The organism is Deinococcus roseus, from assembly GCF_014646895.1.
Taxonomy (GTDB): domain Bacteria; phylum Deinococcota; class Deinococci; order Deinococcales; family Deinococcaceae; genus Deinococcus_C; species Deinococcus_C roseus.
On sequence record NZ_BMOD01000002.1, the window covers coordinates 347,299 to 363,547 of the forward strand.

Genomic DNA, 16,249 nt, shown 5'->3' on the forward strand with positions numbered 1-16,249 from the left:
GTTTCACCTCTTGGGTTCAGTTGCAGACAGGAGTCCCTGCAATTCTTCCAGAGCATACAGGTCTGCAAGGCTGGTGATCTGTGTCACATCTGGGGATGGTGCAGGGTGTCCAAAACGGTTGAGCCAGATGGCACGGATGCCTGCTTTCTGGGCGGCCTCCACATCTTTTGCATGGTCGTCCCCGATCATCATGGCTTCGTGTGCAGCACAACCTGCACGTTCCAGGGCAATCTGGTAAATTCTGGGATCGGGCTTGCCAAATCCGAATTCACCGGACATCACCCACACATCAATGAAGTCGTAAATGCCCAGCGTCTGGAGCTTTTCGGTTTGCTCTTCTATGCTGTTGTTGGAAATCACTCCGATTTTCACTTTGCCCTTCAGGTCAGCAAGCAATTTTTCGGTGCCTTCCAGCAGGATGCGGGATTCCAGAAAAGTGGTGCGGTAATCGTCTTTCAGACGTTCTGCCAGGGTGCCGTTGGTGGTGCCACACTGTTCCAGCAAAATTTCAAAACGTTTTTTGCGGGCTTCGTGCAAAGTCATGAGCCTGGGAATGACATAAAGGTCATGCACCTCTTCCAGCACTTTTTTGTGCAGAGCGTGCATTTCTGGGAGGGGGCGGGTCTGGAACTCCGGGGTCTGGTGGTAAATGCGTTCAAATGCGGCCTGCATGCTGTTGTAATGGTCAAAGAGCGTGTCATCAATGTCAAAAAAGAGGGTCTTCAGCATGGCTCCACTAAAACACATGCCCATTTGCAACAGCAAAATCAGCATAGACTTCACAGCATCTCCATCAAAAGCACATCAAATCTTCATTTTTATTGCCCTTCACGTCATGTTTTCCAGATCATTTTTGTAATGATTTGCCCAAGAGCACTACAGTTTGATTTAAGTTTCTCACGCTATTCTGTAAACATGGATGCAATTTACATTATCCTTGGGGCTGCGCTGGCCGGACCCCTGCTGGTGGTGGGGTTCACTTCTCTCATGAACATGATCAAAGAACGCGCCATGCTCAAACGCGATCTGGACTGAAAAAAATCCAGTCCAGTGCCCGACCTTCTGACCTGGAAAGTCGGGGGGTTTTTTGTGGCATCTTGACCTCACTGTCGCGTTTCATTGAACAACAAGGTCCACTGCAGATCCACACAGAGCCAGTCATCTGCTGGTGTGCGCCTTTCCCAACCCTGAACCCTGTAAAGTGTTAGCGTGCTGACTTTAGCCCTTGACACCGCAACCCCTGACCTGAGCCTGGCCCTTCTGACTCCAGAAGGCACATTTTCTTATTGCGAAAGGCTGGAAAGGCTGCATGCCCAGCGCATTGCGCCCGAGGTACAAAACCTTTTTTCCACTGCAGGTTTGCCTTTCAAAGCAGACCGTCTGGTGGTTGGAGTGGGTCCGGGTTCCTACACCGGGGTCCGGGTGGCTGCCAGTTATGCTCTGGGGCTGGCCAGGGCCTGGGGAGCAGAAGTGCTGGGCCTCAGCACCCTGATGGCCATGGCCGCGTCTCATGAGGGAAAAATTGGGGTCACGCTGGATGCCCGCAGAGGCAATGTGTACGCTGCCCTCTATGAAATCAAAGCAGGTGAAATCCTGCAAACCCTGATCCCTGAGGGAAAATACCCTCTGGCTGATTTTGCAGCCCAGGTGGAGGCCGCTGGTGGACAGATCCTCTCTGATGCCAGGGTCTCTGGAGAAATGCTGGGGAAACTGGCAGATCAGCATGGCATCCAGGACTGGAAACTGCATTATTTGTGATTTCTGATTGCTGCAGAAAGTGAAAGGAGGACATGCCCTCCTTGTTTGCCTTCATGCTGTTGAAATCAACCCTGCAGATTCACATCAGATCCAGCCTGCAGATCCCTGCAGCTGGGTGGTGCGTGCGGGTCGCACCTGTCTGGGCACAAAATCGAAGTGCAAATTCTGGTGTTTTTTCAGCAGCAAGAGCAGCTGTTCAATTTGCGCGCTGTCTGGCCCACCGAGGGCAAAATGGCCCCTGTGCCCTTCCAGGCTGAGCAAGATGGTTTCGGTCAGGCTGGGGCAAAGGGTTTTGGAGTAGCCAGGGATGCTTTGAATGCGAATGGCTGGATTGAAAATGCTGGGATCGGTGACAATCACATCTGAACGGTCCCGGCTGATTCTGGGGTCCATGGCCCGCCCTCTGGAGGCATTGAGCACCATGGCGTTGTACTTGAGGTGTTCACTGCGGATCTGCAGGTTGCTGGTGTCGCCCAGCAGCACCAGCAAATCTGCTTCGCGCAATTTCATGGGGGTGGGCTCGGGATCCACTGTCACCTGATGGATGCCATGGATTTTCTGAATCACGGGCAGCAACGCAGAAGCCAGCACAACGTCCGACCCGACCAGGGTGATGGTGGGTTTTCTGGGGAGGTGCTTGAGCAGCCGTTCGATTTCCAGCACGATGCTGGCAGCCCGGTAAGCAGCGCCACTGGTGATGCTGATGTCTTTGCGAGACTGGAAAGCCTTCCCTGCACCACTCACTTCTGCAGTGAGTGCGCCCAGACCAATCATGCTGGCTCCCAGGTCACGGGCATGGCTGATGGCCTCGCTGATTTTGGCATGGACCTCTTCTGCAGGCAGGCTTTTCAGGTGGTTGGCCGTGAGGGGAACACTGATCACATGTCCACGCACAGGATGCTGTGAAGTCTGCAGGTGGCCTGTCAACACAGGGCGAATGGGAAATTTGCGCATGGCGTATTCGTAAGCTGCATCTGGGATGAGTTTCAGAGCAGGCAGATGGGTCAGTTTGGCCAGATCCTGAGAAATTTCTCTGGGGTAGGCAAGAAAGGCAAAAGTGTTCATGGAATGATGTTCCTCCTGCGACAGGACAGCTCCTGTCTGATGTGACAGGAATCGGAATCAGGCTGTGGAATGGAAGCAAAATGACGCCCTTGTGGCTTATGGTTCCAGGGTAAACCGGATGCACAGGAGATGTTGTGACAGCAGTCGTTTGAGACCAGTGATCTTTCGTATTATAATGCTTTTTCTCATTTTCATCAGGCGGTTTTCAGGGTGGTGCTGGGTTTCAGGCGCTGGCGCAACCTTAACCAATCCTTTAAGACCAGACAGGCGTAAGGCAAATGCGGCATGAACATCAGAAAAAAACCCAGCCGCATCAAAAAAGCCACCTGACCCGTGAATTGCAAGGTGCAGAGTTCTGCGATGGCCCGTCCAGGACCAAAGCTGGCAGACTGACCCAGCCCTGGAAACCAGAAGGGCCGCAGGGGTTTGCGCTGTATGGCACGGGCCAGATTGTCTCCAGCATGCATCCCACCCATGATGGCCCAAAGGGCATTTGTGGGGCAGGGACCCTGCTGAAAGGGCCTGCGAATGTTGGCAATGTCTCCGGCTGTCCACAGGTTGCCGTGGCCCTGCACCTGCATGTGGTCGTTGGCACGCAGGCGTTTGCGCTCATCTCTGGGCAGCATTTCAGTGCCTTTGAGCACACCCAGACTGATGCCCGCCGTGGCAATCACCATGCCTGCAGGCAGGGTTGCTCCGGTGGAAGTGACACAGCACCCTGCTTTCACTTTCTGAATGCGGGTTCCAGGAATCACCTGAATGTGCAGGTCCTGCAACTGCTGCAGGGCATAGCGTTGCAACCTGGGGTATCTGGCCAGCAATTCTGGCAAAAGCTCTTCATGGGCGTGAATCAATTCAATTCTGGGAACACAGGTTTGCAAGATGGGATGATGGGTGACCTGCTGTTCAAAAAATCCCCGCAGGGCAGCAGCGATTTCCACCCCAGCATACCCTCCGCCAATCAGGGTGAAGTGCAGCAACCGTTCCCTTTCTGATGTGTCCTGGGTGTTCTGGGCAGCCTGCAATCTGGCGATCAGGTGGGTGCGCAAACGGTGCAGCTCATGGATGCTTTTCAGGCAAAAACCGTGCTCTGCAAGGCCCTGGATGCGATCAAAAGGATCAGAAGAACCCAGCCCAATCACCAGATGGTCGTAGGGCACCTGCTGGATTCCACTTTCGGTCTTCACCTGCACCTGCTGGTGTTGCAGGTCCACCCCTTCCACCATTCCCTGCATGCGCTGGGCCAGAGGGAAAATGCATTCCAGTGGGGTGAGGGTGTGTTCCACAGGGATGTACCCGGCCAGAGCGTCTCCAGTCCAGCCATGAAAAGCATGGTGGGTGTCCCGGGTGATCAGGGTGATGTGCAGGTCCTTGCCAATGCGTGGTCGGAGCCTGCGCACCAGAGACCGGTAAGCGTGAATGCTGGTGTAGCCACTGCCCAGCAGCACCACCCGCACAGGAGCAGAATTGTGACGCGTTGTGTTTTTTGTTCTTTGCATGGCTGCCCTCTGTGATTCGGATGGTGATGGGTTCAGGTGGGATGGCTAAGCACGAAAACCCCTCAGGGTTTTCCCTGAGGGGATCATGATTTCAGCTTAGGGCCTGCAACGGTGCAGCAAGGTGATCAAACGGGTTTGTTTTGAATCTGTAACCGTTTATACTGGTGAATTCACATTGTTCCTTTTCCACATAAACCATTCAGTGCAGCAATCCCCAGCACCGCTTTCCAGAGCACCGGAAACACCGAGGCGGCAATCATGCCCACATTGAAGGGCCCCCAGCCGTTCTCGATCATGCGGCGGTTGGCGGCCAGACCAATGCTGAGGGGTCCCAGAATCAGGGGCACCACCAGAAAGCCGATGGTGCGGTACTTGCACTGCTCCGTGTTGATGGCCCCCAGAAGCCACATCAGACCCAGGCCCACCCCTGCACACAAAGCAAAACCCAGCACGAATCGCAAGACAGGATGCATCAACGTTCTTCCAGGGCCAGTTCAACCAGTCGGGTGACCAGTTCGCTGTAACCCAGACCACTGGCTTCCCAGAGTTTGGGGTACATGCTGGTGCGGGTGAAACCGGGCATGGTGTTGAGTTCATTCAGGTACAGTTTCCCGCTTTCTGGCAGGTAAAAGAAATCCACCCGTGCCAGTCCTGCACAGTCCAGGGCTTTGAAGGCTTTCAGGGCATGTTCCTGAATCTCGCGCTGCACCTCTTCAGGGATGCGGGCCGGGATGTGCATCTGGGCCAGACCATCGGTGTATTTGGTTTCGTAATCGTAGAAGTCGCTGTCGAAGGAGAGTTCACCCACCACACTGGCCCGAGGGTCATCGTTGCCCAGAATGCCCACTTCCACTTCGCGGGGTTTTTCGGGGGTCATGGCTTCCAGGATCACCCGGCGGTCGTAATGGAAGGCCAGGGTGAGGGCCTGGTGGAGCTCATCGGCATGCCTGGCCTTGCTGATGCCCACACTGGACCCCATGTTGGCGGGCTTCACGAACACCGGGTAGCCCAGAGCTGCCGCAGTTTGCAACACCGGTTCGGGATTTTTTTTCCATTCACTGCGGGACACTGCAGCCCAGGGCACCTGTGGAATGCCTGCAGAAGCAAGGGCCTGCTTGGTCATGATCTTGTCCATGCACACAGCGCTTCCCAGCACCCCACTGCCCACAAAAGGAATCCCGGCCAGGGTCAGGAAGCCCTGCACTGTGCCATCTTCTCCCATGGGTCCGTGCAGCACAGGAAACACCACATTGTGTTCTCCGGCTACACTGGCGGCGGCCAGCAGCATCTCTCCTCCGCTCTCTGCCTGCCCTGCAGTGAGGGCCTGCTGGCTTTCAGGCAGGGACAGCCATTTGCCCTGCTTGGTGATCACCACGGGGGTCACTTCAAAACGGTCTTCTGGAAGGTTGGACAGAATGCTTTTTGCGCTGTTTAAACTCACTTCATGCTCGCCAGATTGGCCTCCGGCAAGCAGCAAAATCCGAATCTTCATGCCCATCAGTATAGGGGGTGAGCCACGGTTCACCATGGTCAGTTGTCCTGCCTCACCTGAAAGCGCACCTGAGGATTTCCCTGACCTCTTGTGCCAGATGTCACAGTTCTCAGAAACATTTTGCAGGAATCTTGCGGGATCACACGTTTGACTTGTCGCAGTGCAGAACGGGGAAGATACCGTCCATAAGACACAAAACCTGAAATCTTTAGTCTTGGTCCATTTTTGACAGGCTGGATCCAACATCCATTGCACTAGACAAATATAGATGTTAAACTTTGTCCAAATTTGCCTAGCTCTCAAAGGAAAGGTTGGTACGTACATGCTCAAACGTGCATTCTTGCTCAGTGCCGTAATGCTTGCTTCTGTTGCAGGCGCTCAAGTCAAAAACCCTGGAATCCTCACCGATGTGGAAATCGGTGACTGGCGCACCTTCGATCCTGCCGACTGCTACGAGCAGGGCTGCGGTGAAATCCTGCAGAACGTGCTGGAAACCCTGTACTTCCCCGAAGGCGAAAACGCCAGCAAGTTTGTTCCCCAGCTTGCGGCTGCCATGCCCGAAGTCACCAACGGCGGCAAAACCTACACCATCAAACTGCGCAAAGGCGTGAAGTTCACCAACGGCCAGCCCCTGACCGCTGACGATGTGGTGTACAGCATCCAGCGTTCCCTGGTGCTCTCCGTGGATGGCGGCCCTGCACAGCTGCTGATCGAGCCCCTGCTGGGCTCCACCGACCTGATCCGCAAAGGCGGCAAAATTGGTTTCGACGACATCGCCAAAGCCATCCAGGCCAAAGGCGACGACACCGTGGTGTTCAACCTGGCTGCACCCTTCTCTGCATTCATCTCCATCCTGGCCTCCCCCTACGCCAACATCTACAACAAAGATGAAGCTGTAAAAGCAGGCGACTGGAGCGGCACCGCCAAGGACTGGGAAAAATTCAACAACCCCGAAGCGGGCACCACCATGTACGCCAAGAAGCCTCCCGTGGGCACCGGTGCTTTCGTGCTGGAGCGCTATGACGTGGGCCAGAACGTGATCCTCAAGCGCAACGATGCCTACTGGCGCGCTCCTGCCAAACTGACCCGCGTGATCGTGCAGAACGTGTCTGACGAGAACACCCGCATCAAGATGCTGGAAGCCGGTGATGCAGACCTCGCCTTCGTCAACCGTCCCTCCATCCCCCGCGTCAAGGGCTCCGCTGGTGTGAAGATCATTGAGGACACCACCCTGTCCCTCACCGCATTCTTCATGAACCAGAAGATCAACGGCCAGGGCACCAACTACCTGGGCAGTGGCAAACTGGACGGCAACGGCATTCCCTCCAACTTCTTCAGTGACGTGAATGTGCGCAAAGGCTTCGCTGCTGCCATGGACTACGACGCCCTGATCAAAGACGTGCTGCTGGGCGCTGCAACCCACCCCAGCTCCGTGATCGTCAAGGGCCTGCTGGGCTACAGCACCAACCTGCCCAAGTACAAGTACGACAAGAACCTCGCCACCAAGTACCTCAAGGCCGCCTGGAAAGGCCAGGTCTGGAAGAACGGCTTCACCCTGCCCGTGTTCTTCAACAGCGGCAACACCAAGCGCAAAGGTGCCCTGGAAATCCTCAAGAAGAACCTGGAAAGCCTCAACCCCAAATTCAAAGTGGAAGTGCGCGAACTGCCTTTCAGCCAGGTCATTGCACAGGGCCAGAACAGCCAGATGACCGTGTGGGCTGGAGCCTGGGGTGCAGACTACGCCGATCCCCACAACTTCGCCTTCCCCTTCCTGCAGTCCAGCGGCAACTACCCCACCCAGATTGGCTACAAGAACACCAAACTGGACGGTCTGATCTCCGAAGCCGTGACCAGCACCGACAGCAAGAAGCGTGTGGCCCTGTACCGCCAGATCCAGCAGATCGCCTACAACGACACCCCCTTCATTCCCCTGTACCAGGAGCTGTTCCCCTTCGTGCAGCGTGACTGGGTCAAAGGCCGCCTGATCAACCCCGTCTTTGCCGACGACTACTACTACACCATCAGCAAGTAAGCTGAAACATTCTACAGTGGCGACCTCAGGGTCGCTGCTGTTTTGTTGAAAGCTGTTTGGCTCTTTTGTTGAAAATTGGGGAAAAGTGCTTTTGACTGTGCTTGAAGCCGTACTTTCTGTCTGTCTTTTGACCATGTGGTGTGGTAAAACAAAGCACGAAGTGGCCCAATTGTCTGGGTGATTGCCTTGACGCCACCCTCCCGGCATTCCCCAGGGGCAACAGATTCAGTTTCAGAGGTGATCCGTGTTCACATTCATCCTTCGGCGTGTGCTGCAACTGCCGCTCATCCTGTTCGGAATATCCGTGCTGATTTTCGGACTGACGCAGTTTCTGTCTGCCGACATCCGCGCCGCATCTTTCGCCCAGAGCGAAAAACAGGCCCAGCCTGCCTTCATTGCAGGAATCATCGAGCGTTACCACCTGGACGCAGACTTCTTCACCCAGTACCGCATCTGGCTGGAGCAGGTTTTCCATGGCAACCTGGGCTACTCGCGCACCGCTCACCTTCCGGTGGTTGAGGCACTGGCCATCAAAATTCCAGCCACCATGGAACTGGCCCTGGTGGCCATCGTGGTGATTGCCCTGTTTGGCATCAGTGTGGGCATCCTCACCGCAGTGACCCGCAACAGCTGGTTTGACCACACCATTCGGGTGCTCTCCATCATCGCTTACGGCTTCCCCACCTTTGTGGTCGGGATCTTTGTGATCACTGTGTTTTACGGCATCCTGCAATGGTTTGAACCAGGCCGCATCAACACCATCCTGAGCCTCACCGCAGGGCTTCCCACCACCGATGGTTTCCTGTTCTTCCCTTCCCTGTTTGCAGGCAAATGGGACATCGTCCTCGACCTGATCAAACACCTGTTCATGCCCGTGCTCACCCTCACCTTTGTGATCTCGCCCCAGCTGATTCAGGTGGTGCGCAGCAACGTGATCGATGTGCTCAGGCAGGATTACGTGCGCACCGCCAAAGCCAAAGGCTTGCCCACCACTGCCATTGTGGTCAAACACGCCCTGCGCAATGCCCTGATTCCCGTCATCACCGTGCTGGGCAGCATCCTGATTGGTCTTTTAAGTGGTTCCATCATCACCGAAACCATCTTCATTTATCCGGGTGTGGGCCTGTGGGCCTCCCAGGCCGCCCAGACCATCGACATCCCCTCAGTGATCGGTTTCGCCCTGTTTGCCGCCACCACCGTGACCCTGATCAACCTGCTGGTGGACATCTTCTATGGCATCATTGACCCAAGGATCCGATACGAATGAACATCTGGAAGAAATTCAGAAAAAACCCCCTCGGGTTGATTGGCATGCTGATCATTCTGGCCTTCCTGGTGATGGCCCTGTTCGCTCCTGTGCTTGCCCCCCTCACCGAGGACATCCGCAACCTCCCAACCACCTTCACGGTCCCCAACAGCATGGTGCGCGAAGGATTTTCAGCACTGCCCACCCCACCCTCCAAAGAGCACGTGTTCGGGCTGGCGGCTGGTGGCTATGACATCTACTGGGGCCTGATCTGGGGGGTGCGCTCTGCCTTCCTGGTGGGCATTGGTGTGACCCTGATGACTGCCCTGGTGGGCATTCTGGTGGGCATCACCGCTGGTTATTACGGTGGATGGGTGGACAACGTGTTCATGCGATTCACCGACATCATCTTCGCATTCCCCAACCTGGTGCTCCTGATGATCCTGGTGATCGTGCTCGGACGCAGCCTCCCCATCATCATGCTTGCCCTGGTGCTGGTGGGCTGGGCACAATATGCACGCGTGGTGCGTGGAGATGTGCTGAAGATCAAACGCCTGGAATATGTGGATGCCGCCAAATCGCTGGGCAACTTTGACTCCAAAGTCATCACCAAACACGTGCTGCCCAACAGCCTGAACTCCCTGCTGGCCCTGGTCAGCCTGGACATTGGCTCTACCGTGGTGACCTTCGCTGCCCTGTCCTTCATTGGCGTGGGCGTTCCAGAAGGTTTCCCCGACTGGGGTTACCTGATCAACATCTCCAAAGGCTTCTTCGGGCAGATCAACTACTGGTACACCTACATTTACCCTGCCACCTTCATTCTGCTGTTCGTGCTGGGCTGGACTTTGCTGGGTGAAGCCATCCGTGAAGCCATTGATCCACGGAGCAGATAAGCCCCTCTCCTCGCTCACTGTGTTTGCTGTCCTCTCCCACTGGGAGAGGATTTTCATTGGGCCAGAGCAATTGCCAAACAAAAACCTCTTCTTGACAGGGAGAAAACCGGGCGAAGCTCTCGGTGTGGGTCGCAGTGAGGGTCCATCACACAATCTTCAGGGTTCCTGTAGGTTTCTGGCTGTCATGGAGGCAACAGCTCACCCCCCTCTTGCTCAAGGGAAAACAAAATGTGTCAGTATAAAGCATGTCTTTCGGACCTTTAGAAATCATCCTGATCATTGTCGTGGTGCTGCTGTTCTTCGGAGGGAAGAAAATCCCTGAGTTGATGAAGGGCATGGGGCAGGGCATGAAAGAATTCAAGAAAACCCAGACCGAAGATCCTTCTGAAGAGAAGAAAAAAGAAGTCTGACCCTCACCGCAAGCTGCGCCCGGTCCTCTCCCTGTCAGGGAGAGGTTTTTCATTGGGCCACCGCAACTGCACAACAAAAAATCCTCTCCCAGTGGGAGAGGACAACGAAGTGAGGTGAGGGTCCCGGTGAGGGTCTTACTTCACGAACAGCATTTCGCGGTAGCTGGGGAGGGGCCAGTGCTTGGCGCTCACCAGTTTTTCCAGTTTGTCGGCAGCAGTGCGCACTTCACCCATGGCGGCCAGCACGTGGTCACGCATGTGGTGGGATTTCTCGTGCACGGCTTCGCCACCTTCTGCGGCGTTCTGGGCACGCAGGTTGTTCAGGGCTTCGTACAGCTCGTCGGTGACCTGGCTCAGTTCAGCAGCGAGGCCCTGAGCGGCTTTGCTGTTCTGCACGCTGGAGACTTCAGAGAGGTAGCTGAGGGCAGCAGGCAGAATCTGGGTCTGGGCAATCCATTCGGTGGTTTCGCCTTCGATGTTGACGGTCTTGAAGTAGATGTCATACATGATTTCCTGGCGGGCTTCCACTTCGCGGTCAGACAGCACGTTGAACTTGCTGAACAGCTCGATGTTCTTGGCATCGGTCAGGTGGGGAATGGCGTCAATGGCGGTGGGCAGGTTGAGCAGGCCACGTTTGGCAGCTTCCTCGTGCCATTCCTGGCTGTAACCGTTGCCGTTGAAGATGATGCGCTTGTGGGCACCGTACACGTCTTTGACCACGGCCAGCAGGGCCTCGTCCACGGTTGCGCCACCAGCGAGCTTGGCGTCCAGCTGGGCGGTCAGTTCGACCACACTGTCTGCCACGATGGTGTTCAGCACGGTGATGGGCATGGAGATGCTCTGGCTGGAACCGGCTGCACGGAACTCGAACTTGTTGCCGGTGAAGGCAAAAGGAGAGGTGCGGTTGCGGTCACCAGCGTGACGGGGCAGGTTGGGGAGCACGGGGGTGCCCAGGCCCAGGAAGCCAGCGGTCTTGCCTGCTCCACCTTCGCCGCTGAGGATGCGGTCCAGGATGTCACTCAGTTCATCGCCCAGGAAGATGGAGATGATGGCAGGTGGGGCTTCGTTGGCACCCAGACGGTGGTCGTTGCTGGCACTGGAAACGCTGACGCGCAGCAGGTCCTGGTGGGTGTCCACAGCGCGGATCACGGCGGCGCAGAAGAACAGGAACTGCAGGTTCTCGTGGGGGGTGTCGCCGGGTTCCAGCAGGTTCAGGCCGGTGTCGGTGCCCATGGACCAGTTGCAGTGCTTGCCGCTGCCGTTGATGCCAGCGAAGGGTTTCTCGTGCAGCAGGCACACCAGGCCGTATTTGCGGGCGGTGTTGCGCAGCACCTGCATGATCAGCTGCTGGTGGTCAGCGGCGATGTTGCTGTTTTCGAAGATGGGGGCAATTTCGAATTGACCGGGGGCCACTTCGTTGTGACGGGTCTTGACGGGAATGCCCAGGGCGTACAGCTGGTTTTCTGCATCGCTCATGTAGGACAGCACGCGGTTGGGGATGCTGCCGAAGTAGTGGTCTTCGAGTTCCTGGCCACGGGGGGGCTTGGCTCCGAAGAGGGTGCGGCCACTCATCACCAGGTCGGCGCGGCGGTAGAAGAACTCCTCGTCGATCAGGAAGTACTCTTGCTCTGCGCCCAGGGTGCTGCTGACTTTGGTGACGTCTTTCAGGCCCAGGGTGGGCAGCACTTTCATGACAGCCTGGTTTAGGGCTTCGGTGCTGCGCAGCAGGGGGGTTTTCAGGTCGAGGGCTTCTCCGGTCCAGGACACGAAAGCGGTGGGGATGCACAGGGTGGCACCGTTGCCGTGGCGCAGGATGAAGGCAGGAGAGGTGGGATCCCAGGCGGTGTAGCCACGGGCCTCGAAGGTGGCACGCAGACCACCAGAGGGGAAGCTGGAAGCGTCAGGCTCGGCCTGGATCAGCTCTTTGCCGGTGAACTGGGCAATGGCGCTGCCATCACTGGTGGGGGTCACGAAACTGTCGTGCTTCTCAGCGGTGCTGCCGGTCAGGGGGTGGAACCAGTGGGTGTAGTGGCTCGCACCTTTTTCCAGGGCCCAGGTTTTCATGGCCAGGGCAACGGTGTCTGCGATGGCAGGGTCCAGGGTCACACCACGCTCAATGGTGGCCTGCAGGGACTTCCAGACAGGTTTGCTGAGGCGCTGGCGCAGTTCTTCAGTGGTGAGGACATCACTGGCAAACTCGCTGACCACAGCAGTGGGGTTGGCCTGAGTGAGTTCGTCGATACGCCAGTTCCGTGCAGCAGAGACAACATCAAAGTCGTGGTTCATACTTCCTCCGTCAAGGTGGTCTTCAAGAAGGCCCATGGTCAGATGGTTTCAGAAGGTTGCATATCCTACTGGTTATGCAGCTTCCATTACAGTTGGAAGCATATCATGGGACCCCTCTCCTCTGGCAAGGCTTGCTTAGATCCGTCTGTCAAGAAGTAACAGGATGTACACCAATTTTTGCGCACTTTGACAGAAAAACCAGAGAAAACCCTTCAAGTTGTTCCAGTCCGTGCAAAACATGAAGCAGATTTCGCACAGGATGCTTTCCAAAAAACAGGTTTTTCATGCTTTTTGTTCTCAAAAAGTGTGCACATCGGTCCAAAAATTCGCATAATTTTACCCTGTTTATGCACAAAAGGTGTCTGGCGTACACTTTTGGGTGGACATGGGGAAAGATCCCTCCTGCCTGTCGCTAAAGCTTCAGGCTGTCCCCCCTTAACGAAAGGGGGTTGATGAAAGACCCAAATGAAAGCCATGCCAGATGCACAACAATCCCCCTTCGTTAAGGGGGACAGCTCCAAACGCAGTGAGGAACAGGGGGATCTCACCCTCAGCTCCCTCAGACAAGCAATCCTCCTCCAAAAGAAAAAGCCTTCCTGCACGAGGAAGGCTTTCCAAAACACCTTGATGGACTTTACTTGGCAAACTCCACAGCTCTGGATTCCCGGACCACGGTGACCTGCACCTGACCGGGGTATTCCATGTCCTGCTCGATGCGACCAGCGATCTCGCGGGCCAGCAGGGTGGCCTTGGAGTCGGTGATTTTCTCAGGCTGGACAATCACGCGCACTTCGCGGCCTGCCTGGATGGCAAAGGCATTGCTGACCCCAGGGAAGGACAGGGCAATGCTTTCCAGCTGTTCCAGGCGCTTGATGTACACCTCAAGGCTCTCACGGCGGGCACCTGGGCGGGCAGCAGAAATGGCATCTGCAGCAGCAACCAGCACCCCGTAAAGGGACTCGGCATTCTCGGGGTCGTGGTGGTGGGCAATGGCATCGATGACCTCGAAAGGTTCACCGAAGCGTTTGGCCAGACTGATTCCGATGTCCACGTGGGTTCCCTCAATCTCGCGGTCGATGGATTTGCCCACATCGTGCAGCAAACCTGCCCGGCGGGCCAGCGCAGGATCGAGGCCCAGTTCTGCCGCCAGAATTCCGGTGACGTGCGCCACCTGGATGCTGTGTTTCAGCACGTTCTGACCGTAACTGGTTCTGAAGTACATGCGGCCCAGCAGCTGCATCAGACCGGGTTTGATCCCGACCACGCCAGCTTCCAGTGCCCCTTCTTCCCCCTGGTTGTGGATGAAGGTTTTCATGTCTTCCTGGGCTTTGTGCACCACTTCTTCGATGCGGGTGGGGTGGATGCGTCCGTCTGCGACCAGTTGCTCCAGGGCACTCTTGGCCACTTCACGGCGGATGGGATTGAAGCTGCTGAGGATCACCGCTTCCGGGGTGTCGTCGATGATCAGGTCCACACCGGTGAGGGCTTCAAAGGCGCGGATGTTGCGGCCTTCACGCCCGATGATGCGGCCCTTCATGGCTTCACTGGGAATGGGCACCACCGAAACGGCCATGGCAGCACTGGTCTCGGAGGCACTGCGTTGAATGGCCTGCGCGATGATGTGCTGCGCCTTGCGGGTGGCTTCGATGTTGGCTTTCTCGGTGGACTGGCGGATGCGCACCGCTTTGTCCTCCTCGAGCTCCTCATCGAGTTTTCCGAGGATGATGTCTCTGGCCTGCTCTGGGGAGAGCTGGGCGATCTCGAAGAGTTTGAGGTTCACATCGTGCAGCTTGGTGTCTGCCTCCTGATGCTTGACCTGCAACTCCCGGTGTTCCGCTTCCAGTTTCTCTTCCAGATGGTCGAGTTTCATGCCCCGGGTGTCCAGCTGTTCGGCACGGCGGTTCAGGCGTTCGATTTCACGCTTGAGTTCGTCGCGCTCACGGCGCTGTTCATCCCGTTCCAGCTTGAGGGTGTCGCGCTCCCGCTGTATGTCCCGTTCCAGTTCAGAGCGGCGTTCGGCCACCCTTTCTTTTGCGGTGGTTTCAGCGTCTCTCAGGGTCCGTTCAGCTTCACTTTTCAGTCGTTCAGCTTCCACACGGATGCGTTCAGCTTCGGTTTGTGCACGTTCACGCAGGGCATTCGCTTCTTGCTCTGCCTGTTCTTTCAGTGCAGCGTCCAGACCAGATCGCTTGCTGAAGCCAATCTGGTAGGCCCGGTTGTAGGCCACAAAACCGAAAATTATCGCACCGAGCAGGAAGCCAAGAAGGATCGAGGTGACGTTATCCATGCTTCTCCTTTCGGTGTAAGACCCGTGTTGTCAAAGTTCCGTTTTCACAAAACTTGTTTAATACTTTAACATTAAAAATTAGGGCAGATTATGAGCTGATTTGGCATTGTCTGACACGTGCTCTGGCACCTGATGGATGATGCCTCAAATCTGCACCAGAGAACAGGATTGAAAAAAGGACGCAGCATGGCTGCGTCCCTGGGTTGAAGTCTGGTTTTTACTCGTCTGCTTCCAGTGCAATTTCGGGGTTCTGCTGGATGGGGTTTCTGCCTGCACGGACCTCGTTCATCACGCGGGCGCGGATTTCCTCTTCCATTTCGGGGTGCTCAGAGATGTAGGCGATGGCTTTCTCTTTGCCCTGCCCGATGCGGGTTTCTCCATAAGAGTAGAAGGAACCGGCCTTCTTGATGATCTCCAGGTCGGTGGCCAGGGTCACCAGATCGCCCAGTTGATCGAAGCCCTTGCCGAACTGCAGGGTGAGTTCCACTTCCTTGAAGGGAGGAGCCACCTTGTTCTTGACCACTTTGATTTTGACGTTGTTGGCAATGGCCACATCGCCCTGTTTCACGGGCTGACCCACTTTGCGCACATCCAGACGCACGGTGGAGTAGAACTTGAGGGCCCGTCCACCGGTGGTGGTTTCGGGGTTGCCGTACATCACGCCGATCTTTTCGCGGACCTGGTTGATGAAGATGGCAGCGGTGTTGGTTTTGTTGAGGATGGCGGTCAGTTTGCGCAGGGCCTGGCTCATCAGACGGGCCTGCAGACCGGGCAGGGCGTCGCCCATTTCCCCTTCAATTTCGGCTCTGGGGGTCAACGCGGCCACAGAGTCAACGACCACAATATCGATGGCTCCAGAGCGCACCAGCAGTTCCATGATTTCCAGGGCCTGCTCGCCAGAGTCGGGCTGGGAAACCAGCAGTTCGTCCACATTCACACCGAGCTGGCGGGCGTACTGGGGATCCAGAGCGTGTTCTGCATCAATGAAAGCAGCAACGCCGCCGAGTTTCTGGGCCTGGGCCACAATGCTGAGGGCCAGGGTGGTTTTACCGCCGGACTCTGGACCGTAAATCTCGGTCACGCGGCCACGGGGAATGCCTCCCACACCGAGGGCAACATCCAGGCTCAGGGAACCGCTGGGAATCACCTGAACATCCATGCTGGTGTTGTTGCCAAGTTTCATGATCGAGCCCTTGCCAAACTGCTTTTCAATCTGGTGGACGGTTTGCTCGAGGGCTTTCAGGCGTTCTTTGTTTTCCATAAGTCTCCTTGACTGCTCCT

At 56.2% G+C, this 16,249-nt stretch carries 13 protein-coding genes; 5 read left to right on the top strand and 8 right to left on the bottom strand.

Translation table 11 applies throughout. The features are described from left to right. Positions 1-3: 3 nt before the first annotated feature. Positions 4-729: an HAD family hydrolase gene (locus tag IEY52_RS04640; RefSeq protein WP_189000545.1), complete on the bottom strand. Its 726-nt coding sequence runs from the start codon at positions 727-729 to the stop codon at positions 4-6. 480 nt (positions 730-1,209) lie between these two features. On the opposite strand from IEY52_RS04640, the gene tsaB reads away from it, so the two are divergent. Continuing rightward, positions 1,210-1,758, top strand: coding sequence for a tRNA (adenosine(37)-N6)-threonylcarbamoyltransferase complex dimerization subunit type 1 TsaB (tsaB, locus tag IEY52_RS04645; RefSeq protein ID WP_189000547.1), 549 nt, complete (start codon positions 1,210-1,212; stop codon positions 1,756-1,758). Positions 1,759-1,842: 84 nt separating this feature from the next. Here the strand turns inward: tsaB and IEY52_RS04650 are convergent, their stop codons facing one another. The 4 genes from IEY52_RS04650 to IEY52_RS04665 all read right to left on the bottom strand — a co-directional run bounded on the left by IEY52_RS04650 (position 1,843) and on the right by IEY52_RS04665 (position 5,814). Further along, a complete protein-coding gene (locus IEY52_RS04650; RefSeq protein ID WP_189000550.1) occupies positions 1,843-2,823 on the bottom strand; it encodes a hypothetical protein in 981 nt (326 codons plus the stop codon). A 194-nt stretch (positions 2,824-3,017) separates the two neighbouring features. Beyond that, a complete protein-coding gene (locus tag IEY52_RS04655; protein ID WP_189000553.1) occupies positions 3,018-4,322 on the bottom strand; it encodes an NAD(P)/FAD-dependent oxidoreductase in 1,305 nt (434 codons plus the stop codon). 170 nt (positions 4,323-4,492) lie between these two features. Then, complete coding sequence (locus IEY52_RS04660; RefSeq protein ID WP_189000556.1) at positions 4,493-4,795, bottom strand: hypothetical protein; 303 nt, start codon at positions 4,793-4,795, stop codon at positions 4,493-4,495. Beyond that, positions 4,795-5,814, bottom strand: coding sequence for a D-alanine--D-alanine ligase family protein (locus IEY52_RS04665; protein ID WP_189000559.1), 1,020 nt, complete (start codon positions 5,812-5,814; stop codon positions 4,795-4,797). Before IEY52_RS04665 ends, IEY52_RS04660 begins: the two co-directional genes overlap by 1 nt. 322 nt (positions 5,815-6,136) lie before the next feature. Between IEY52_RS04665 and IEY52_RS04670 the strand changes: the two genes are divergently transcribed. The 4 genes from IEY52_RS04670 to tatA all read left to right on the top strand — a co-directional run bounded on the left by IEY52_RS04670 (position 6,137) and on the right by tatA (position 10,395). After that, entirely contained in the window at positions 6,137-7,846 is a 1,710-nt protein-coding gene (locus IEY52_RS04670; protein WP_189000563.1) for an ABC transporter substrate-binding protein, read from the top strand. Between the two features lie 244 nt (positions 7,847-8,090). Next, a complete protein-coding gene (locus IEY52_RS04675; RefSeq protein ID WP_189000566.1) occupies positions 8,091-9,113 on the top strand; it encodes an ABC transporter permease in 1,023 nt (340 codons plus the stop codon). After that, positions 9,110-9,985, top strand: coding sequence for an ABC transporter permease (locus IEY52_RS04680; RefSeq protein WP_189000569.1), 876 nt, complete (start codon positions 9,110-9,112; stop codon positions 9,983-9,985). The genes IEY52_RS04675 and IEY52_RS04680 overlap by 4 nt, the downstream gene beginning before the upstream one ends. Before the next feature lie 245 nt (positions 9,986-10,230). Beyond that, a complete protein-coding gene (gene tatA, locus IEY52_RS04685) occupies positions 10,231-10,395 on the top strand; it encodes a twin-arginine translocase TatA/TatE family subunit (protein ID WP_189000572.1) in 165 nt (54 codons plus the stop codon). Between the two features lie 135 nt (positions 10,396-10,530). On the opposite strand, the gene IEY52_RS04690 is transcribed toward tatA, so the two are convergent. The 3 genes from IEY52_RS04690 to recA form a co-directional block, all read right to left on the bottom strand. Beyond that, positions 10,531-12,681, bottom strand: a complete 2,151-nt coding sequence (locus IEY52_RS04690; RefSeq protein WP_189000575.1) for a glutamine synthetase III family protein — start codon at positions 12,679-12,681, stop codon at positions 10,531-10,533. 634 nt (positions 12,682-13,315) lie between these two features. Beyond that, a complete protein-coding gene (gene rny, locus IEY52_RS04695; protein WP_189000578.1) occupies positions 13,316-14,968 on the bottom strand; it encodes a ribonuclease Y in 1,653 nt (550 codons plus the stop codon). A 217-nt stretch (positions 14,969-15,185) separates the two neighbouring features. Beyond that, complete coding sequence (recA, locus tag IEY52_RS04700; RefSeq protein WP_189000581.1) at positions 15,186-16,229, bottom strand: recombinase RecA; 1,044 nt, start codon at positions 16,227-16,229, stop codon at positions 15,186-15,188. Between the last annotated feature and the right edge of the window lie 20 nt (positions 16,230-16,249).

Excerpts from the sequence above, each read along its gene's own strand:
- IEY52_RS04640 (WP_189000545.1), bottom strand. The coding sequence starts at position 729 with ATGCTGAAGACCCTCTTTTTTGACATTGATGACACGCTCTTTGACCAT.
- IEY52_RS04650 (WP_189000550.1), bottom strand. The coding sequence starts at position 2,823 with ATGAACACTTTTGCCTTTCTTGCCTACCCCAGAGAAATTTCTCAGGAT.
- IEY52_RS04655 (WP_189000553.1), bottom strand. The coding sequence starts at position 4,322 with ATGCAAAGAACAAAAAACACAACGCGTCACAATTCTGCTCCTGTGCGG.
- IEY52_RS04660 (WP_189000556.1), bottom strand. The coding sequence starts at position 4,795 with ATGCATCCTGTCTTGCGATTCGTGCTGGGTTTTGCTTTGTGTGCAGGG.
- IEY52_RS04665 (WP_189000559.1), bottom strand. The coding sequence starts at position 5,814 with ATGAAGATTCGGATTTTGCTGCTTGCCGGAGGCCAATCTGGCGAGCAT.
- IEY52_RS04670 (WP_189000563.1), top strand. The coding sequence starts at position 6,137 with ATGCTCAAACGTGCATTCTTGCTCAGTGCCGTAATGCTTGCTTCTGTT.
- IEY52_RS04680 (WP_189000569.1), top strand. The coding sequence starts at position 9,110 with ATGAACATCTGGAAGAAATTCAGAAAAAACCCCCTCGGGTTGATTGGC.
- tatA (WP_189000572.1), top strand. The coding sequence starts at position 10,231 with ATGTCTTTCGGACCTTTAGAAATCATCCTGATCATTGTCGTGGTGCTG.
- IEY52_RS04690 (WP_189000575.1), bottom strand. The coding sequence starts at position 12,681 with ATGAACCACGACTTTGATGTTGTCTCTGCTGCACGGAACTGGCGTATC.
- rny (WP_189000578.1), bottom strand. The coding sequence starts at position 14,968 with ATGGATAACGTCACCTCGATCCTTCTTGGCTTCCTGCTCGGTGCGATA.
- recA (WP_189000581.1), bottom strand. The coding sequence starts at position 16,229 with ATGGAAAACAAAGAACGCCTGAAAGCCCTCGAGCAAACCGTCCACCAG.